Origin of the sequence: Acidovorax sp. WCS2018Noco2-16, assembly GCF_031843945.1 — a bacterium.
Classification (GTDB): Bacteria; Pseudomonadota; Gammaproteobacteria; order Burkholderiales; family Burkholderiaceae_C; genus Paracidovorax.
The window spans coordinates 1167510-1187651 of the sequence record NZ_JAVTJJ010000001.1; the positions used below are offsets into that span (position 1 = coordinate 1167510).

At 64.0% G+C, this 20142-nt stretch carries 19 protein-coding genes; 3 read left to right on the top strand and 16 right to left on the bottom strand.

What is annotated here, in order from left to right:
* Positions 1-2: 2 nt before the first annotated feature.
* The 4 genes from RQI28_RS05295 to RQI28_RS05310 all read right to left on the bottom strand — a co-directional run bounded on the left by RQI28_RS05295 (position 3) and on the right by RQI28_RS05310 (position 4886).
* The gene (locus RQI28_RS05295; RefSeq protein WP_311221502.1) at positions 3-2480 is read right to left on the bottom strand and encodes a TonB-dependent receptor; all 2478 of its coding nucleotides are present in this window, start codon (positions 2478-2480) and stop codon (positions 3-5) included.
* A gap of 249 nt (positions 2481-2729) precedes the next feature.
* Positions 2730-3791: a FecR domain-containing protein gene (locus RQI28_RS05300; RefSeq protein ID WP_311221503.1), complete on the bottom strand. Its 1062-nt coding sequence runs from the start codon at positions 3789-3791 to the stop codon at positions 2730-2732.
* On the bottom strand, positions 3788-4303 hold the full coding sequence (locus RQI28_RS05305; protein ID WP_311221504.1) for a sigma-70 family RNA polymerase sigma factor: 516 nt from the start codon (positions 4301-4303) through the stop codon (positions 3788-3790). Before RQI28_RS05305 ends, RQI28_RS05300 begins: the two co-directional genes overlap by 4 nt.
* Before the next feature lie 73 nt (positions 4304-4376).
* Positions 4377-4886 carry a hypothetical protein gene (locus RQI28_RS05310; protein WP_311230887.1) on the bottom strand — a complete coding sequence of 170 codons (510 nt, stop codon included), beginning with the start codon at positions 4884-4886 and terminating at the stop codon, positions 4377-4379.
* A 125-nt stretch (positions 4887-5011) separates the two neighbouring features.
* On the opposite strand from RQI28_RS05310, the gene RQI28_RS05315 reads away from it, so the two are divergent.
* The 3 genes from RQI28_RS05315 to xth all read left to right on the top strand — a co-directional run bounded on the left by RQI28_RS05315 (position 5012) and on the right by xth (position 7190).
* Positions 5012-5851, top strand: coding sequence for a thymidylate synthase (locus RQI28_RS05315; RefSeq protein WP_311221506.1), 840 nt, complete (start codon positions 5012-5014; stop codon positions 5849-5851).
* A 5-nt stretch (positions 5852-5856) separates the two neighbouring features.
* Complete coding sequence (locus RQI28_RS05320; RefSeq protein ID WP_311221507.1) at positions 5857-6351, top strand: dihydrofolate reductase; 495 nt, start codon at positions 5857-5859, stop codon at positions 6349-6351.
* Between the two features lie 62 nt (positions 6352-6413).
* Positions 6414-7190, top strand: a complete 777-nt coding sequence (xth, locus tag RQI28_RS05325) for an exodeoxyribonuclease III (protein WP_311221508.1) — start codon at positions 6414-6416, stop codon at positions 7188-7190.
* A gap of 102 nt (positions 7191-7292) precedes the next feature.
* Here xth and RQI28_RS05330 read toward each other — a convergent pair whose 3' ends face one another.
* The 12 genes from RQI28_RS05330 to RQI28_RS05385 all read right to left on the bottom strand — a co-directional run bounded on the left by RQI28_RS05330 (position 7293) and on the right by RQI28_RS05385 (position 19950).
* On the bottom strand, positions 7293-8288 hold the full coding sequence (locus RQI28_RS05330) for a PA2169 family four-helix-bundle protein (protein ID WP_311221509.1): 996 nt from the start codon (positions 8286-8288) through the stop codon (positions 7293-7295).
* Between the two features lie 172 nt (positions 8289-8460).
* Positions 8461-8865, bottom strand: a complete 405-nt coding sequence (locus RQI28_RS05335) for a GreA/GreB family elongation factor (RefSeq protein ID WP_311221510.1) — start codon at positions 8863-8865, stop codon at positions 8461-8463.
* A 443-nt stretch (positions 8866-9308) separates the two neighbouring features.
* Positions 9309-10916, bottom strand: a complete 1608-nt coding sequence (ntrC, locus tag RQI28_RS05340; RefSeq protein WP_311221511.1) for a nitrogen regulation protein NR(I) — start codon at positions 10914-10916, stop codon at positions 9309-9311.
* 44 nt (positions 10917-10960) lie between these two features.
* A complete protein-coding gene (glnL, locus tag RQI28_RS05345; protein WP_311221512.1) occupies positions 10961-11989 on the bottom strand; it encodes a nitrogen regulation protein NR(II) in 1029 nt (342 codons plus the stop codon).
* Between the two features lie 107 nt (positions 11990-12096).
* Positions 12097-12612 carry a hypothetical protein gene (locus RQI28_RS05350; RefSeq protein ID WP_311221513.1) on the bottom strand — a complete coding sequence of 172 codons (516 nt, stop codon included), beginning with the start codon at positions 12610-12612 and terminating at the stop codon, positions 12097-12099.
* Between the two features lie 237 nt (positions 12613-12849).
* Complete coding sequence (gene glnA, locus RQI28_RS05355) at positions 12850-14265, bottom strand: type I glutamate--ammonia ligase (protein WP_311221514.1); 1416 nt, start codon at positions 14263-14265, stop codon at positions 12850-12852.
* A gap of 164 nt (positions 14266-14429) precedes the next feature.
* Positions 14430-15251, bottom strand: coding sequence for a molybdopterin-binding protein (locus tag RQI28_RS05360; protein WP_311221515.1), 822 nt, complete (start codon positions 15249-15251; stop codon positions 14430-14432).
* The gene (locus RQI28_RS05365) at positions 15248-16147 is read right to left on the bottom strand and encodes an EI24 domain-containing protein (RefSeq protein ID WP_311221516.1); all 900 of its coding nucleotides are present in this window, start codon (positions 16145-16147) and stop codon (positions 15248-15250) included. Before RQI28_RS05365 ends, RQI28_RS05360 begins: the two co-directional genes overlap by 4 nt.
* A gap of 33 nt (positions 16148-16180) precedes the next feature.
* Entirely contained in the window at positions 16181-17209 is a 1029-nt protein-coding gene (locus RQI28_RS05370; protein WP_311221517.1) for a sterol desaturase family protein, read from the bottom strand.
* A gap of 43 nt (positions 17210-17252) precedes the next feature.
* Positions 17253-18059: a polysaccharide deacetylase family protein gene (locus RQI28_RS05375; protein WP_311221518.1), complete on the bottom strand. Its 807-nt coding sequence runs from the start codon at positions 18057-18059 to the stop codon at positions 17253-17255.
* A 19-nt stretch (positions 18060-18078) separates the two neighbouring features.
* Positions 18079-19026 carry a selenium-binding protein SBP56-related protein gene (locus RQI28_RS05380; RefSeq protein ID WP_311221591.1) on the bottom strand — a complete coding sequence of 316 codons (948 nt, stop codon included), beginning with the start codon at positions 19024-19026 and terminating at the stop codon, positions 18079-18081.
* 186 nt (positions 19027-19212) lie between these two features.
* On the bottom strand, positions 19213-19950 hold the full coding sequence (locus RQI28_RS05385; protein ID WP_311221519.1) for a 16S rRNA pseudouridine(516) synthase: 738 nt from the start codon (positions 19948-19950) through the stop codon (positions 19213-19215).
* Positions 19951-20142 lie beyond the last annotated feature (192 nt).

Genomic DNA, 20142 nt, shown 5'->3' on the forward strand with positions numbered 1-20142 from the left:
CCCTAGAAGTCCACTGCGGCTGAAACCGTCACCGTGCGCGGGTTGCCGACATACAGCCAGTTGCCGGAGCCGCTGGACCAGTAGTTGCGGTTGAACAGGTTGTCCACGCCCGCGCGCAGCACCAGCGGCCGGCCGCCGGCCCGCGTCGTGTAGCGCGCGCCGATGTCCCAGCGTGTCCAGCCCGGAATGCGCCGCAGATTGGCCGCGTCCACATGCTGGCTGCTGGTGGAGATCATGCGGGCCGATAGCGTCAGGCCCTGAACGGCGGCCAGATCGTATTCGCCGCCCAGGTTCCACTGCCAACGCGACACATTCGGCGCCGCGTTGCCGTCGTAGGTGCCGCCTTCGGTTCGGGTCAACTCGGCATCGTTGAATGTCACGCCGCCCAGCAGGCGTGCGCCGCGGGCTGCCTCGCCGAAAACGTTCCACTCGATGCCGCGATTGCGCTGCTCCGCGCCCACTTGGTAGGTGAAGCTGCCGTCGCCGTTGGATGCCACCAGCCCGCTCGGCTTTTCAATGTGAAAGATGCTCGCCGTGGTGCTGAAGCGACCGAAGTCGACCTTCACGCCCACCTCGCGCTGCTTTGTCTTGACGGGCGGAAACACCTGTCCGGCATTGGTGGTGCCCAGCGGTGCCGAGTCGCCCTGCACCAGCCCTTCGATGTAGTTGCCGTAGAGGGACAGATGGGGCTGGAGCTTGACCACCGCCGCCAGTGCCGGTGTCACGGCATGTTCGTCGTAAGCGGTGCTGCCGGCGCCTGTGCCGGTGTCGTACTTGACGACCTTGACGCGCTGGTAGCGGGCGCCCAGCGTGACGGCCACACGCTCCTGCCACAGCGAGATCGTGTCGGAGAAGGCCACCGAAGGAAGCTGCAGGGAATCCGTCTTCGGCGGTCGCGCGGAAAAGCCGTCGATGGACGGGCGCGCAATGGTCGGCGGTGCATAGATGTTCGTACCGAAGCCGTCGAAGCCGTAGTAGTCCGCGGTGAAGCCGCTGTCCTTTTTCAGATACGCGCCATTCAGGTGGATACGGTGCTTGACATCGCCGGTGCGCACCGTGCCTTGCAGGCCGCCTTGCACCGTCCGGTAGTTCGCCCAATTGGGCCAGAAGTATGTGGTCGCCTGCGCGTCGCCCTGCACACTGGTGACGAACACGTCGGTGGCCAGGTAGCGGGACCGCGTGTTGCTGCCACCTGCTGCCGCAGACAGCGTCCAGTCGGGCGTGAGGTCGTACTCGGCCTTGGCCAAGAGGTAATTGCTCTGGGATTTGGCGAATTCCCAGTCCTGAGCGATGCGGGCACTGGCCTTGGGCGGCCTGGGAATGGCAATGCCGTCGCCGATGCCGAACCCCGCCGCCCCCTGCGGCGCTTCGTTGTTCATCGTCTGGTGGCCGGCGTCCACCGATGCCCGAAGCTGGCTGCCACGGTAGTCGAGGGCCACTGCCGCCGCACCCAACTCGACGGACTGGCCCTGGGTGGCGGTCTTTCCGTCGCGGTAGACGCCATTGAAGCGAACACCCCACCGGTTGTCTTCACCGAACCGGCGGCCCACGTCCAGATGGCCACCCAGATTGCCCTTGGACAGGTAGGTGGTCGTCAGGCGCGTCAGCGGCAGGTCGCCCGCACGCTTGGGCGCCATGTTGATCGCGCCGCCCACCGCCCCGCCCGCCCCCGGCGCCATGCCGTTGAGGAGCGCATTCGGGCCCTTGAGCACTTCGATGCGCTCCGCCGTTTCCACCGGCACCGCGCGGTTGGTGGCAATGCCGCCGATGCCGTCGAACAGCACCGAGTCCTGCACCGAGAAGCCGCGAATCAAAAAGATGTCGCCCCCAGCGGCGGCGTTCGTCAGGCTGTACGACACGGTGCGCACGGACGGGTCGTTGGCCAGCACGTCGGCCACCGTGATCGCTTGCTGGTTGTGCATCAGCTCGGCCGTGTAGCTGGTGATATGGAACGGCGTGTCCATCACGCTCTGGTGACCCAGCACGCCGACACGGCTGCCTCTGGCCACCTGACCGCCAGCATAGGCAGGCGGCTGATCGCCCGGCGCGGCCTCTGCGCTGGCCGTCACCGTGACGGCACCCAGGGTGGCCGCATCGCTGAGCCGGGGGGCCTGCGCGGCGGGCCGGGAGGCCTCGCGCAGCGTGAAGACGCCGCCGGTGGCCTCGCGCAGCTCGAGCCCGGAGCCCGCCAGCGCCCGGCGCAAAGCCTCGGGCGCGTCGATCCGGCCGCGCACCGGCGCTGCGGTGCGACCTTCGATCAGTTGCGCATCGGCGGTCAGCGCCAGCCCCGCCTCACGCGCGATGCGGTTGAGCGTGGCGCCGAGGGGCCCGGCCGGCAGGTCGTAGTCGCGCTCGGCCGTGGCGGCCACGGCGGCGGCCTGCGCACGGGCAGGCGGTGCGGCGGTGGCCCAAGCGGCCAGCACCAGCAGGCAGGCGGCAGCGCCGGGGGTCAGGCGAAAGGGATTGGCGGCAGAGGGCATGGATCAGGCTCCGAAACGGTGACGCAAGGAAAGAAGCCGCGACATCGCACGGCCTCTTCCTGTTTGCCGAACGGGCGACAGAAAGTGAGAGGGGCTGCGTCAAAAAAAAGCCGTTGGTGCGCGCGGGTAGGCGGTGCGCGCCAGCGTTGCCCTCGCATGAATGCTACTATTTTTATAGCTACCAGCGATTACCTATCAAGCGCTAGAGGCCAATTTGACTCAAATTTCCAAAAGAACAGGCGTTACCCGTTACGGCGACTTCGCCGCGCGCGGCTGCAGCGTGACCCACCAGCGCGTGGTGTAGGCCACCTCCACCGGCACCGCCGCCGTCAGCGCCAGCAGTGCCTGGTCGGTGTCGGCCAAGGGCAGCGTGCCGGTCACGCGCAGACCCGCCACGGCGGGGTCCACGCCCAGGTGGCCGGGGCGGTGGCGCGCCAGGGCGGCCACCACATCGGCCAGCGGCTGGTTGTCCACCACCAGCATGCCGTCCTTCCACGCATCGGCGTCTGGCAGGGCGGCCATAGCCTCGATCTGCCCGCGTTGCAGGCGAGCGCCTTGCCCCGCCGACACGATGCGCTCGGCAGCGCAAGGCTGCGTGGGCGCCGCGGCGCAGGTGGCAGGGCGCGCCGCCACGGCGGACTGGGTGACGGTCAGGTCGGTGACGCCGCCCTGGCCCGCCGCGCCGTCCACCGGGTTCCAGCGGCGCACCACGAAGCGCGTGCCCAGCGCGCGCAGGCTGCCGTCCTCGGTCACGACCACGAAGGGGCGCTGTTCTGCAGCATCGGCGTGACGGGTTTCCACCGCCACCTCGCCGGCACGCAGCCGCACTTCGCGCAGGTCTTTGCCGAACGCGATGTCCACGGCGCTGCGGGTGTTCAGGTGCAGCACGGTCTGGTCGGGCAGCACGATGGTGCGGCGCTCGCCCGTGCCTGCGCGGTGGTCGGCCAGCAATTGGCCCACGGGCTGGAAACGGTTGAGCACGGCGCCGCCGCACGCGATGACCAGCACCAGCCCCAGCAAGGCGCCCGCGGCAGGCACCGGCTGCCGGGTGCGGCGCAGGACCGCGGCGCGCGTGGCACGGCCGCCCACGGCAGACAGTTGCCGGTCGATCTCGCCCAGCTGGCGCCAGGCGCGGACGTGGTCCGGGTGGGCCGCCAGCCAGTCGTTGAAGGCTTGCGTGCTGGCCGGCGTGGCCGATCCATCGCCTTGCTGCAACTGCCATGCAATGGCTGCATTCAACACGGCCGGTGGTACCGGCCGGTCATCTGCCGCATCGCCAGGCGCGGTGCCCACCGGCCAGGCCGCGCTCATGGCAACGCGCCGAAGCGCAGGTGATAGGCGTGGCGCGCCGCGTTCGCCAGCAACTGCCGCACGCGGGGCACCGACACGTGCAACTGCGTGGCGATTTCGGCATGCGTCAGGCCGTCGAGCCGGCTCATGAGCCAGGCGGCGCGGGTCTTGGGCGTCAGGCCCTGCAGCAGCGCGTCGACCGCCTGCAGCATCTGCACGGCGGCCAGGCGCTCTTCGGGCGAGGGCTGCAGCGCCTCGGGCTGCAAGGCCAGATCGGCCAGGTAGGCGCGCTCCAGTTCACCGCGGCGCCAGAAGTCGATCAACAAGCCGCGCGCCACCGTGGTCAGGTAGGCGCGGGGCTCGCGCATCGCGTTCGGACCGAGCGCCTGCGGCGAGCGCGCCAGCAGCCGCACGAACGTGTCCTGCGCCAGGTCGGCCGCATCATGCGTGCAGCTCAGGCGCCGCCGCAGCCAGGCCTGCAGCCAGCCATGGTGTTCGCTGTAGAGACGCTGCAGGGGATGAACGGCAGGCATGTCGATGTAGTCGAGAATGATTCTCGATTATAGGAACGACAAGCGCCGGAGCGCAGCGGGCTGGCTGGCAGGTTCAGCGCCGGGCGTCGTCCATCACCGCGCGCACGTCGGCCGGCAAGGGCACGGGCGCGCCTGCGTCCTGCACGTCCCACTCCTCATCGCCCGTTTGCAGCCACACGCGCATGGCGTCGCGCGCAGGGTCCAGCACCACGGCCGCGGCTGGCGCGCCCGTTTGCTGCGATTGGCGACCGGTGAGGTAGAGCAAGCCGCCGTCCTGGCGCAACGGCGTGCTGACAGCCATGTTCTGCAGCAGCTCCGGGTAATTGACCGGGCCCAGCAGCCCCTTGAGCCGTGCCGCCATCGGGCCCGTGCGCAGAAAGTCATCGCCCTGCGATGGCGAGCGGCCCACTTGCGCCTGCACGCTGGCCCACGGGTTGGCAGCGGCGGCGGGTGACGCGGTGGGCTTTGCCGACGAGGCGCCGGGCGCCGCAGGTGTGAGCGGCACGTTGCTTGCGCAGCCTGCCAGCAGCAATGCAGTGAGTAACGATAAGCACGGCGATTGGCGCATTGGAGCGGATTTCATTGATTTACAAGATCGGCGGGAGAGCTTATCGCTTTCGGCCGTCAGCAACCTGGTCGCTGCAGCGGCTGGACCCACGCCCTAGAATCCACGGCTCCATAGTTGCGAACTGTTAGAGCCAAATGTCCATGACCGACATCACCCGCCCCGTGCGCTCCCAGTACGAAGACTTCATGCGCCATGTGTACACCCACGGCGTGGCCAAGGGCGACCGCACGGGCACCGGCACACGCAGCGTGTTCGGCCACCAGATGCGCTTCGATCTGAACGAGGGCTTTCCGCTGGTCACCACGAAAAAGGTGCACCTGAAATCCATCATCGTCGAGCTGCTGTGGTTTCTGACCGGCTCCAGCGACAACGGCTGGCTGAAGGAGCGCGGCGTCAGCATCTGGGACGAATGGGCGCGCGAAGATGGCGACCTGGGGCCGGTGTATGGCGTGCAGTGGCGCAGCTGGCCCAAGCCGGAAGGCGGCCACATCGACCAGATCAGCCAGGTCGTCGAGACGCTGAAAACCAACCCCGATTCGCGCCGCATCATCGTCAGCGCCTGGAACGTGGCCGACCTGGACAAGATGGCCCTGATGCCCTGCCACGCGTTCTTCCAGTTCTACGTCACGCCCCCGCAGGCGGCCGGCCAGCGCGGCTCGTTGAGCTGCCAGTTGTACCAGCGCAGCGCAGACATCTTTTTGGGTGTGCCCTTCAATATCGCCAGCTACGCGCTGCTGACCCACATGGTTGCGCAGCAGTGCAACCTGGATGTGGGCGACTTCATCTGGACGGGTGGCGACTGCCATATTTACAGCAACCATTTCGAGCAGGTCGAGTTGCAGCTATCGCGCGCGCCGCACCCCTACCCCACGCTGCACATCCTGCGCCGGCCGGACAGCCTGTTCGACTACCAGTTCGAAGACTTCGAAGTGCGCGACTACGCGCACCACCCCGCCATCAAGGCGCCGGTGGCGGTGTGAGCACCATGCAAATCGCGCTCATCTACGCACGCGCCGCCAACGGAGTCATCGGCAAGAACGGCGTGATGCCGTGGCATTTGCCCGAAGACCTGGCGCACTTCCGCGCGCTGACCCAGGGACACCCGGTCATCATGGGCCGCAAGACCTGGGATTCGCTGCCCCCGCGCTTTAGGCCCCTGCCCGGCCGCACGAACATCGTCGTGACGCGCCAGGCCGATTGGGATGAAAACGGCACGCAGCGCTCGTCCAGCCTTGGTGAGGCGCTACAAATTGCAGAGCAAACTGGTGCTCAGATCGTCTGGGTGATCGGTGGCGCACAGATCTATGCGCAGGCCTTGCCGTTAGCGCAGCGCGTGGAAGTGACCGAATTGGCGCGCGACTTCGACGGCGACGCCTACGCCCCGGCGCTGGGGCCAGAGTGGCAGGAAAACGCACGCACCCACCATGTGGCTGCCGACGGCCTGCCCTATAGCTTTGCCAGCTACGCTCGTGCGGCTTGACCCATTGACTCACCTTTTGATAGCAGCAGGCGCTTATCAGACAAGCGCTGGAGCCTGAAAACATGCAAATCGCCACCTGGAACATCAATTCGCTCACCGTGCGGCTGCCGCAGGTGCTGGCCTGGCTGGCAGAGAACCCGGTCGATGTCATCGGCCTGCAAGAGCTCAAGCTGGTGGACGAGAAGTTTCCGTTCGATGCCTTTGAGCAGGCCGGCTACCACGCGGTGGCGTTTGGCCAGAAGACGTACAACGGCGTGGCGCTGCTGGCGCGCTCGCCGCTGCGCGACGTGGTGCGCAACATTCCCGCGCATGACGACACGCAGGCGCGGGTGATCGCCGCTACCGTCGATACGCCACAAGGTCCGGTGCGCTTGGTGAACTGCTACTTCGTCAATGGGCAGGCGCCGGGCTCAGACAAGTTTGCCTACAAGCTGTTGTGGCTGGAGGCCCTGCACCGTTGGCTGCAGCAGGAGTTGAAAGAACACCCGCAACTGGTACTGGTGGGCGACTTCAACGTGACGCCCGAAGACCGCGACTCGTTCGATCCGGTCGGTTTGAAAGACACCATTCACCACACGGTGGAGGAGCGCGCGCATTTCCAGTCGCTGCTGCAATTGGGCCTGACCGACGCGTACCGCCTGTTCGACCAACCCGACAAAAGCTTCTCGTGGTGGGACTACCGCATGCTTGGGTTTCAGAAGAACAAGGGACTGCGCATCGACCACATCCTGGTCAGCGCCGCATTGAAGGACAGCGTGCGCGCCTGCCGCATTGATCGCGCGCCGCGCAAGAATCCGCAGCCCAGCGACCATGCGCCGGTGGTGGTGGAACTGGGCTGACCGTCCTTTTGTGACTGCCAAAGAAAAAGCCGCCCGGCGTAGATGCCGGGCGGCTTTTCTTCATCGAATCACCGCCCGTAGGCGCGGCAAATCAATTCACGATCAACGGTCAACAGCCTGTGCACGGTCGCGCAGTGCCTTTACCTCGTCATGGTTGCGTTGCGCACCCTGGGCCTGGCGTTCCACAATGGCGCGCACCGCGGCGGGCAGCGGCTCCTTCAGAGCCTTGCGATAGCGCGCCAGTGCGGTGTCTTCGCCACGCTCAGCCTCTTCCAAAACTGCCTTGTCGTCGTTGCTCGACATCGCAGCCTTTACAGAGACCCAGCCGCGATGCAGCGCGCCGGACATGGTGCCGCCGGAGGATGGCTCGCCGCCGTGGTTGCGAATTTCACGCTCCAGTTCTGCTGCTGCGGCGGCACATTCGCTGGCATGGCGCAGGAAGAGCGTCTTCAACTCAGGGGAATCAGCACGTTCTGCCGAGGCACGGAAACCGTACTCGCCATCGCGGCACGATTCCAGCAGGTCGTCCAGCACGTCAACCACGTCGTCATTGTCAAAGGCGGCGGCGTCTTCACCCAGCATGCCTGCTTCGGTACCGGCGGCGAAGGCTGCACCACCCACAGGGCGCGTGGCATCACCCCGTTCCACGCGATCCCAGGCAGCGCGTGTGGCCGGACGGGCCGCTGCCCACTCCAGCGAGTTGTCGGTGCGGGCTTGGCCCCAGTCGCGTGCCAAGTGTGGCTCGACCGCGTCGAAGTCCTGGCCTTGGTAACGGTCGCGCGCCGACCAGCCTAGTTCATAGGCAGGGCGATATTCCTCGTAGCTGCGGCCATTTTCATAGTAGGGCTCGCGGTCGTAGCTGCCGCGCCAGTAGGCGTCTTCGGCCGTGGGGTTGACCGACTCAGCAGCTGCCTTGCCGGCCAGGCCGCCAGCGACTGCGCCCACCACCCCGCCCACTGCAGCGCCAATGGGGCCGCCCAGGGAGCCCGCGGCGGCTCCGGCCACAGCACCACCGGTGGCGCCTACCCCCGTGCCAATGGGATGCGCACCCGGTTCGTTGGTCAGAGGATCGCGGTTCGCGTCTTTGAAATCAGCCATGATGAGAAAACTCCGGTTGGTTGAACAGTGAATTCATTCTCAAAGTCAGCCACCCGGCGCCAGGGTCGGCTCATGCGTGGCCTGGGTGTAGGACAGCGCGCGGGGCGCCCGTAGCCTGCGCCGGCACTCCATCCGCGTGGCGCAGCGCCTCACCCACACCAGCCAAGGACGGTCAGGTGAGATAGTCGCCCATGGCCTCGGGCTGGTGTTCGATGCGCTCGATGGTGGCTCGGCATTCGTCGCCGTGCGGCGTGTGCCATCTGGCGGTGGCGCCCGTCGTCAGTCCGAGCAGGCTGGCACCAACGGGAGACAGCACAGAGACGAAGCCGGCGGCGGGCGCCGCATCTTGCGGATAGCAGAGGGTGAGCACCTGACGACTGAGCGAGTCGACGTCCACCAACTGCAGCCGGGAGTTCATCGTGACCACGTCGGCACGCACCGTACGGGAACTGGTGACGTCGGCGTTGGCAAGAACATCCGCCAAGGGTGAGGCGATTTGCGGATCCACCAGCCTGGACAGCCGCGCGAAATCGAGTTCGGTGAGCGTGCGCTCGCCGTGAACCATTACTGCATGCATGAAAGCACTCCATCGAATGCAGCCTGCCGCCTGTCAGCACGTCGTGTCGACGCTCCGAAAGCCAGGCGGCCGCTGCCACGCGCAACAGGCGCCCGGCGGTGGATGTGTGCGCTGAAAAAAGAAGGAGAGCGGACCGCCGGGCCTAGAAAAGTGCTGGAGTGATTTGCCGACGCGGCGTCTTTGCTGCCACACGCGCCCGGTACGCCGCGTGACGCAGCGGCGCCATGGACGAGCGAGGGCAAAGAGAAAGCGTGGACATGCGCGCCAGTCTACGCACGATGGGCCGCCGGGTCACCCATAGCCCCAGGATGGGTGCCAGATAGCGAGCCAGTGCTTGCCGCCCGCCGCCTCGGCCCATCTCGCAGGCGGAGTGGACACGCCCCGCGTCATGCTACATTTTTTATAGCAGCCAGCGCTTTATGGATAAGCGCTAGAGGCCAAAATCACCCTTCATCCGGCGCATCGAGGCCCAGTTCCTGGATCTTGCGTGTAATGGTGTTGCGGCCGATGCCCAGGCGCTGCGCGGCCTCCATGCGGCGGCCATGGGTGGCTTGCAGCGCCGTGCGGATCAGGCGCGATTCAAACCGCCGGGTGAGCGCATCCCACACCTCGGTCTGGCCGCTCAGCAGCAGCTTGTGGGCTTCAGCCTCCAGCGCGTGCTCCCAACCGGCATGGGTTGCGGGCGACGCGCCCGCGCTGTCCGGCAATGACGGCGCGAAAGCCTGGCCCGCTGCGGCAGGCGCGAACTGCGAGCCGGTGGGCGCAAAGCCCGCAGGCGCAATGGAGGACACCGCCTCCAGCGCACGCAGCGCGTCGGCCAACGCCGGCTCGGGCGCGTGGGTTGCCGCAGCCTGCGCCACTGCGGTCGGCTGCGGGGCGTCCAACACTTCGGGCGGCAGATCCTGCAGCGAAATCACCTGGGCCGGCGCCATCACCGTGAGCCAGTGGCAAATGTTTTCCAGCTGGCGCACGTTGCCAGGGAAGGCGAACTGCTCCAGCCTGGCCAACGCGGGTTCGGAAATGCGCTTGGGCTCCACGCCCAACTGGCGCGCGCTCTGCTGCAGAAAGTGACGCGTGAGCATGGGCACGTCTTCATGCCGTTCGCGCAGCGCCGGCAGCCGCAGGCGAATGACGTTCAGGCGGTGGAACAAGTCTTCGCGAAAGCCGCCGTCCTTCACCCGGCGTTCCAGGTCCTGGTGGGTGGCGGCGATGACCCGCACATGCGACTTCACGGCAGCATGGCCGCCCACGCGGTAGAACTGTCCATCGGACAGCACACGCAGCAGCCGGGTCTGCAGGTCGAACGGCATGTCGCCGATTTCATCGAGGAACAGCGTGCCGCCCTCGGCCTGCTCGAAGCGGCCACGCCGCTGGGTCTGCGCGCCCGTGAAGGCGCCGCGCTCGTGGCCGAAGAGTTCGGATTCGAGCAGGTCTTTGGGGATGGCCGCTGTGTTGATGGCAACAAAGGGGCCATCGGCCACCGGCGAGTGCTTGTGCAGCGCGCGCGCCACCAATTCTTTGCCCGAGCCTGATTCGCCGGTGATCAGCACGGTCACCTGGCTTTGGCTCAGACGGCCGATGGCGCGGAACACGTCCTGCATGGCCGGCGCCTGGCCCAGCATCTCGGGGGAGACGGCCTGCCGTTCTTCGACCACTTCCTCGCGCTGGCTTTCTTCGACCGCGCGGCGGATCAGCTCCACCGCCTTGGGCAGATCAAAAGGCTTGGGCAGGTATTCGAAAGCGCCCCGCTGGAACGCCGACACGGCGCTGTCCAGGTCGGAATAGGCCGTCATGATGATGACAGGCAGGCCGGGCTGCTGCTGGCGCACCTGCTCGAGCAACTGCAGGCCCGAGCCGCCGGGCATGCGGATGTCGCTCACCAGCGCCTGTGGGCCTTGCCGCGCCGGATCGCCTGGGGTGACGTCGGCCAGCGCGTCAAGCACTTCGCGCGGATGGGTGAAGCTGCGCGTAGGCAGGTTCTCGCGCGCCAGTGCCTTTTCGAGGACGAAGCGGATCGACGGGTCGTCATCTACTATCCAGATCGGCTTCATGTGATTGTTCTACCTTGTTCCCGTTGATGGCTATCGTCAGGACCTCAGGGCAATGGAATGAGGATGCGGAAGTCGGTGCGCCCTGGCACGCTGTCGCATTCGACGAGTCCATGGTGCTGCTGCACGAAGGTTTGCGCCAACGTCAGCCCCAGTCCCGATCCTCCGTCCCGACCCGTCACCAAAGGGTAAAAAATACGATCCTTGATGGCATCGGGCACGCCCGGTCCGTTGTCGATGACATGCAATTCCAGTGCCAGCCGGTAGCGCTGGCGGCCGAAGGTCACCTGCCGGGCAACGCGCGTGCGCAAGATGATTTCAGCGTCGCCGACCGCAACGCGATCGGTCAGCGCCTGTGCCGCGTTCTGCACGATGTTCAGCATCGCCTGGATGAGTTGCGCTCGATCGCCGCGAAACTCGGGAATGGACGTGTCGTAGTCGCGCTGTACGCGCAGCCCTTGCGGGAATTCGACCAGCACCAGCGAACGCACGCGCTCGCACACCTCATGGATATTGACGTCGCCCACCAGATGCGGGTGGCGGTGCGGCGCCAGCAAGCGGTCCACCAGGCTCTGCAGGCGGTCGGCTTCGTGGATGATGACCTGCGTATATTCAATCAGCTCGCGGCTTTGCAGATCCATCTCCAGCAATTGCGCGGCACCTCGAATGCCGCCCAGCGGATTCTTGATCTCATGGGCCAGGTTGCGAATCAGCTCTTTGTTGGCGAGAGCCTGCTCGCGCAGGCGCTCCTCGCGGTCCTGGCGGGCCTGGGCTTCCAGCGGCCAGAGCTCGATCAGCACTTCGCCGCTGTGTTCGGCGACGGCGACGCTCACATGCACGGGCAACGGGTCCTGCGGCGGCCGGCGCAGGCCTGCTTCAAAGCGCAGGTCGTGCTCGCGTGCTCCCGCCAGCGCGGTCTGCAGCAAGGCCGGGTCGGTGAAGAATGTGCTGAAGTCGGCCCCTTCCAGGGTGCGGCGCGACAGGCCAAGACAGGTTTCCAGCGCAGCATTAGCAAACACCACGGCGCCGTCGGAGCGCAGCACGGCCACCAAGGTGGAAAGCAGATCCAGCGCCAAATAGCGCGAGGTGTCGGTCTTGGGCAGACGATTCCCTTTCTCTCGATCGCATCCGGCAGGGCGGCGGTAGCGCCGCCCGTCCTGTCCGGGCGATCAGTAATGAACGATCAGTTGGCGGCCGGCAGGCGGGCCAGTTCGCGCTTGATGCCAGCGACGTCGCTGTCCGCGCGGGCCAAGCTGGCCTTGAGGGCTGTCAGCCGGTCTTGGTAGACCTGCGTGTTGCGCAGCTCCAGCGCAGATTTTTCTGGCATACCGTTGTTGTATTCACGAACCAGCTCGGCTTGGCGGCTCTCGGCCTTGCGCAACTCAGATTCGAGAATGGCGCGAGCGTCGGAATCGCGAGCTCGCTGATCGGAAGCACCCACCCGCGGCGTATTCACAGGCGCTGCGGCAGAGCCGCTAGATGCGGTACTGCCACCGCCGCCGCCTGACGACGGCGCGGCAGCTGGCCGGCTGCTTTGCAGCACCGTCACGTTACCGCCCTCCACCACCTTGCAGCCCCGCTCTTTGGCCTGGGTAGCGTTGTTGGTGTATTCGTTGCCGCAACGGTAGATGCGGTCTTGCGACCAGGCGGCGGGCAGGCACGCGCACACGGTCAACAGCGCGATGAATGTCTTTTTCATTGGGTTCCTCACGTGGCATGCAAAGGCGCATGCGGGGCTGCGAGGGAGTATCCCCCAATCGCCCGCCGGCGCCAATTTCCCTCCCGGCCAACGCGATCCTTCAGCGAGAGGTTGACGCTCAGGCCCGCACGGGCTGCACAAGTTCCGGCTCGCCAACAAAAAAGGCGGCTTGCGCCGCCTTCTGCTTTGGAGAATCGCAGACGCCGTTGGACCGCCTGCGAGTTCCGGATCGCTGAATTACAGCGAGTAGTACATGTCGTATTCGACAGGGTGAGGTGCCATGCGGAAACGCGTGACTTCGCCCATCTTCAAATCGATGTAGGCATCAAGCATGGAATCCGAGAACACGCCGCCCTTGGTGAGGAAGCCGCGGTCCTTGTCCAGATATTCCAGCGCCTGGTCCAGGCTGTGGCACACGGTCGGCACCAGCTTGTCTTCTTCTGGCGGCAGGTGGTACAGGTCCTTCGTGGCGGCTTCGCCGGGATGGATCTTGTTTTCCACGCCGTCCAGACCGGCCATCATCAGTGCGGAGAAGCACAGGTAAGGGTTGGCCGATGGATCGGGGAAACGCGCTTCGATGCGTCGGCCCTTGGGGTTGGCCACGTAAGGAATACGGATCGAGGCCGAGCGGTTGCGGGCCGAGTAGGCCAGCTTCACCGGAGCTTCGAAGCCGGGCACCAGGCGCTTGTACGAGTTCGTGCCAGGATTGGTGATCGCGTTCAGGGCACGTGCGTGCTTGATGATGCCGCCGATGTAGTACAGCGCGAAGTCGCTCAGGCCGGCGTAGCCGTCGCCTGCAAACAGGTTCTTGCCGTCCTTCCAGATGGACTGGTGCACGTGCATGCCGGAGCCGTTGTCGCCAGCGTAGGGCTTGGGCATGAAGGTGGCAGTCTTGCCGTAAGCATTGGCCACGTTCCAGACCACGTACTTCAGAACCTGCGTCCAGTCGGCGCGCTCGACGAGCGTGCTGAACTTGGTGCCGATTTCGTTCTGGCCAGCGCCCGCCACTTCATGGTGGAACACTTCGACCGGGATGCCCAGCGATTCGAGGATCAGGGACATTTCAGCGCGCATGTCTTGCGTGCTGTCGACGGGAGGCACTGGGAAGTAGCCGCCCTTGACGGTGGGACGGTGGCCGCGGTTGCCGCCGTCGAGCTTGGCGCCCGAGTTCCAGGGGGCTTCGTACTCTTCGATCTCGAACATGACCTTGCCGGGTTCGTTGGACCAACGCACGCCGTCGAAGATGAAGAATTCGGGTTCTGGGCCGAAGAAAGCGGTATCGCCCAGGCCGGAGGCCTTGAGGTACGCTTCAGCGCGCTTGGCGATGGAGCGTGGGTCGCGGTCATAGGCCTTGCCGTCGCCAGGTTCGATCACGTCACACTGCAGGAACAGCGTGGTTTCTTCAAAGAACGGATCGATATTGGCGGTGTTCGGGTCGGGCATGAGCTGCATGTCCGAAGCTTCGATGCCCTTCCAGCCCGCGACTGACGAGCCGTCGAACGCATGGCCCGAGATGAACTTGTCTTCGTCGAAGTGGGACACTGGCACGGTCACGTGCTGTTCCTTGCCACGGGTGTCGGTGAAGCGGAAGTCCACGAACTTGACTTCGTTTTCCTTCACGATCTTCATCACGTCTGCAACGGTCTTGGCCATCAGGATCTCCAGGATTTAAGCGCTTGTTAAAAACGTCGAAATAAAAGCAGGTTGCGTGCCAACGGCAGACTCCCATGCACTAAGGCGGAGCATGGCGGCGTCAAGCCACCCACTCCACACATATAGAGCCCAAAATGGTGCACCCCTCGCAATGCGCTCTCGCATTACGTGTTGCGCACCACCTCGGGGCCCAAATTCGCACCAATATGGTGCAATTCGATTTGCAAGGCTGTCCAGGCACTGGGCACCAAGGCGACGGGGCCTTTCACCCCTAGTTCGATATGGCGTCCGTGCACCGGATGGTCCACGCTAGGCAGGCTGAATACGCGGATCGGCGCATGGTCTCGCTCGATGCGCTCCATCAGCGGAGTAAGTGCCGCTTCCATCGAACCGTAGACGATCACGGAATGCTCGGTCTGTGGCTGGCGGTTGAACCACTGGCTGCAATGCTGGTCCAGCACCCACTCAATCATCGGCCATGCCATGACGGGAAAACCGGGCACGAAGTGCACCTGCGCTCCACCGGGACCGTCGCAAGAGAAACCAGGAATCTTGTTATAGGGGTTGGGGATGATGTCGGCGCCTTCGGGAAAGACGCCCATGTTCAGGCGGTGGATATTGTCAGGCCGCTCGGGCTCGTAGACTAAGCCCTGCTCCAAGGCGACATCCTGCATTCGCTCGCGGATGAGCGCCTCCGCTTGCGGATGCAGCAACAGGGATACCGCGAGCGCGCGGGCGGCGCACTGGCGAGTGTGGTCGTCCGGCGTGGCGCCGATGCCGCCGCAAGAGAACACCACGTCGGCGGAGGCGAAGGCGCGTTGCAAGGTCGCCGTGATACGCACGGGGTCGTCACCCACATAGTCCGCGTAGGCCAGCGTCAGACCGCGGGCGGCCAGCAGTTCGATGACTTTGGGCAGGTGTTTGTCGGCACGTTTGCCTGACAGGATTTCATCGCCCACGATGATGAGGCCGAAGGAAGGGATCATGGTGCGCTCGATGGAGAAGAGGAAGCCGGCGGCAAGGGCTTGGCTACAGGCGCGTCAACCACCGTCATGGCAGCGGCCGGTGTGGCCATCGCTGATTCACCGCGTTCGCTGCGCAGCCTATCTAGCGCCGCCAGTGCATAGTGGGTGAACCATAGCGAAGAGAAAGCAAATACCAGCGTGTAGATCCAGATCGCGATGGGTACCAGCACGACGAACGCGGCTGCAAAGACTACGCCGGACGCCCACACGATGCCTGGCGCGGCACCCAGGTAGCCACACAGCACACCCATACCCAGCAAATGAACGCGGTGCCGCTTCACCAACGTGATACGCTCTTCCTTGCTGGCGTGGTCCGCCAGCGCGTCAAAGGTCATCACACGGTAGGTCAGCCAACCCCAGATCAGAGGGGGCAGCACCAGCACCAAGGGCGGCACCAGCCACAGGGGCACCGAGATCATCAAGGCGAGCAGCGCCGCCATGGTGGAGCCCAGCGACCAAGCCAGACTGGCTACGAAAGAGCCGCCATGCTTGCGATCCAACGCAGGAAAGCGACTCTCGGCCACTAGTCGCACCAAGGCGGGCGTCATCAAAATAGCCACCGCCAGCACCGACACCAACACGATGACCGGAGTCGCAGCGACGATTACCAGCAAAGGCGCCAGCGCACCGGCGGCGTCGTCCACCCCGAACTGCCGCAGCCATCCCCACAGCAGACTCAGCCAGTCGGAGGTCTGCAGCGACTGCTGAACGCTTGCCACGGCTTTCGCCCACCAGAAATACCCGGCAGCCCATGCGATCAGTGCGATCAACAGCAAGGGCAGCAGCGACAGCGCGATGACGCGCGGCCGCACGCAGTAGACGGCAGCGCGCCAGAAAGAGTCGATCAGAGATCCCATGGGCAGAGCATAGCGCCAGCGCAAGGCGGCGGTTCAGGCGCGACCCCAAAGTCGCTGCAGGCCCAGCCATTGCTGCGCCCAGAAACCACGGCCATAGTCACGCACCCGGCCATCCGGCGCGGGCTCCACCTGATCGCGTACGCCGGTGGGGTCATAGCGCAGCTCGAAATTGGCGGTGCGAAACAACATGTCCCACCACGGCAGCAGCACGCCGAAGTTGTGACCGCCGAGCACGGGTGCCGAAGTGCGCGGAGCACCGGGTTGTCCGATTTTTCCGGTCTTGTTTGTGATGTCAGCAAGATGGGATTCATGCCCGATCCCGATGGCATGGTGCAGGCGGTGAAAGCGCGGGCTCACCCACAGGCGCTCGCCCACCTGGCCAAACCACACCCGCACATTGGCGTGATGAAAGTTTTCGCTCAGTTGCGTGATGGCGACGATGGCGACAAACTGCCCAGGGGCCACACCGATCAGCTGGGCGACCGTGACCAGAATGACATCGTGCAGTAGGTCGTCTAGCAGGTGATTGCGGTTGTCGCTCCACATCGTCATCTGGCGCTGCGAATGATGCAGCGCATGCAATTTCCACCACCATTCGAAATGGTGCTGCCCCCGGTGGATCCAGTATTCAAGGGCGTCGAAAACCACCAGGTAAATCAGCAGGCTGACGAGGGGGAGATCCGTCACGCCGGGCCAGGCATCGTCCAGGTGGAACGTGCTGATGCCATGCATTCGCAGCGAACTCCACAGCGCATCCCACAGCGGCGTGAAAGCAAAAAATAGCGCCAATCGGAACAGGCCCAGCCGATGGATCAGCGTGTAGAGCACATCCACACGAATGGCGGCGCGATCGGTGACAGCCTCTGCTGGCCGCCAGCGCTGCAGCGGCGCGATGATGGCAAGCATCACCAGAAGCTGCAACAGACCGACCAACAGCCAACCCGTCGCGTCATAGCCGTCCTCGAGCAAGTTCGCCATGCCGAATGCAAACATCAAAGGCTGAACGGCCGTTTCAAACAGCCACTGCTGTGCGATGTCGAACCAGTTGACGAGCATGTTCATCTCAAAATTCTCGGTGGTGGTCTGTAACCCAAGTGCGTTGTAGCTATGGCTTGCGCTGCAGCCAAGCGCCATAGTCCGGGTGGTCGCGCAGCGTTCTGAAGCAGAAGCCGCGCTCTTTCAGCCCAATAATCAAAGGCTCGAGCACAGCTGGCGCCCACGGGTCTTTGCGTGACCAGATGCCCAGATGGGCCAGAAGAATGTCGCCCGAACGTATGGTGCGCAACGCTTGCTGCAGCAGTGTGGCGTTGCTCACCTTCTCGCTGGCCAGTTCGTCGCCCAAAAAGCCTGCTGGCGACCAGCCGACGTGCGCATACCCACAGCTGCGCGCCGCGGCCAGCAGTTGCGGCGACGTCTTGCCGCCCGGCGCCCGAAACAGTGGCAGCGGCGCCTTGCCAGTAATCTGCTGCAACCGGTGCGCAGCGCGGCCTATTTCTTCGCAGTACTGAGGCGCGGTCATCACGAATTCCTGATCGGCACGTGGCCCGGCAGAGGGCCGGATGCGAAAAGCCGGAGCGGAAGGCTTGCCCACATCGCCACGCCAATACGCATGATCCATGGTGTGGGAAGCGAATTCATGCCCTTCTGCGGCCCGCGCCTTCCACCACGGTGCCCAATGATTGCCCAGGCTGCCGTCTCCGACCTGCGTGCGTTCGTCTGCCGCGAAGAAAGTCACTTGTACGTGCTGGCGTTTGAGCACATCGGCCATCAGATCCGCCACCCCCATGTGCCCGGTATCAAGCGTGAGGTACACTGGCTTATCACATGCTTTTTGGGCTATAGCGCTTATGGGATAAGCGCCAATAGCTATCAATAATATAGCAATTGGTCCGCACACCGAATGGCCTGGCATGAAGAGGTTGCCTCAGCCGTCAACGACCCGCGTGCCGCAGCGTCCAAACGCCGTGCGGCGACTTGCCTACCTTGACCGATCGCACCACCTTCCGCTCCTGGGTGTCAATCACGAGCATCTTGCGCGCCCATCTCGCACTGACGTAGATCCAGCGGCCATCGGGCGACACATCCATGCAATCCGGACCACCCGGCGCGGGGTAAACGTCCACGACCTGATGCGTCAACATGTCGATCTTGCTGATGGTGTTGGCAACGCGGTTGCTCACAAACAGATGGCGACGATCGCCCGCTGCGCGAAATGCGTGCGCGCCAGCGCCTGTCTTGATGCGCTGAATGCTGCGTGGTTGCGGGCCAGACACGTCGAACACCTCCACACTGTCACCACCGGTGAGACCGATGAAGACGTGCTTGTCGTCTGGGCTGCCGTACACGTCAGCGGGCATGGGACCCGTCTTGATACGCCACTTGATCTGTTGCGTGGCCATGTCAATGGCCACCAGTTCATCGCTGTCCTGCATCGTCGAATACACAGTACGGCTTTGGCTGTCGATCCAAAGATGGCTGGGGGTCTTGGCGGTGGCAACGCGTTTCACCAGGTTCAGATCCTTTCCGTCCCAGCGATAGAAGTCAATGTGGTTCAGGCGATTGGCCGCGGTCAGCAACCATTTCATATCCGGCGAAAAGCGCAGATGGTACGGATCGACAATTCCTCGAACCGTGCGTTGCACCTGCGCCGTTTTGGGGTCGATGAACGTCAGCGAATCTCCCAGCGCATTCGCCACCACCAGCGACTTCTCGTCGGGTGTCAGGTACATGTGATGGGGTTCTTTACCCGTCGAAATACGGGCCGTTTCAGTCCAGGTCACGGGATCGATGACGCTGATGTCGGCTTCCAACGAGTTCAACACGAAGACCGGAGGCGGCGGCTCACTAGCATGTGCTCCAAACAAGGCCCACATCAGCATCAGGGCAGCGCTCCAACGCCCACACAGCAGAGATTTCACGTAAAACTTTCCAAAACGTACCAACTCAGCCAAAGGGTACTCAGCAAACTGTGATTCAGTGGCGACAATGGGAATTAGACGCTAAAAAAAGCGTGCCCAAGAAAAGGTTCAATATCTGTGGTGAAGTTCCCAGACCGGTCGGTAACGCTATCGCAGCAGAGCGAGATCGGTTGCGCTCAACCAGCGCCATTGACCCGGTAGAAGATCAGGCGGCAGAACCAGATCGCCGATACGAGCCCGATGCAGGCCCTCCACGCGGTTGCCTACTGCCGCCACCATGCGCTTGACCTGGTGGTACTTGCCTTCGGTCAACGTCAAAGCGAGATCGTTGTCTCCTGTTTGAACGCAGGCTGCTGCCCGCACAGGTTTCGGGTCATCGTCCAGCACCACGCCAGCCAGTAGCTTTTCCACCTGAGCCTGACTGACAGCGTGCTTGGTTTGCACGTGATACAACTTAGGTACGTGCTTTTTGGGTGAACTCATGCGGTGGATGAATTGGCCATCATCACTTAAGAGCAGAAGACCTGTTGTGTCTTGGTCTAGGCGTCCCACTGCTTGCACACCGATCACGGCTGTTTTGCTTGGCCGCTGACGCAATGGCGTAGGCAGCAACGTATAGATGCTGGGATAGGTAGAGGGTTTTTGGGAACACTCGGTACCAGCCGGTTTGTTCAACATGACGTACGCCTTAAGCTGATAAGGCCATTCCCGACCCTGCACCTTAAGTAACGCGCCGTCCTCATTCACCTGGGTAGAAGCGTCAGTGGTGATCGAAAAAAGGCCGTCGCTGGCTTCCTTTATCTCAACAAGCCCTTGCTGAATAAGGCCCGCACAAACTCGACGCGTACCAAATCCTTGCGAATACAAAATATCTTGCAATTGCATTAGAGCTACGCCCCTTTCAATTGGTCAGTCCTCGGACGAACCAACATCGCTGTAATCAGTTCAAAGTTACTCGCATTAACCATCTGCCGTGTATCTAACGCATCGGAAAGATCGAAGAAGCGCTATCCAGAAAAGATAAATACGCAGCTTCAATGAAGCATCAACCTATCCGCATGCAATAACTCTGTTCCG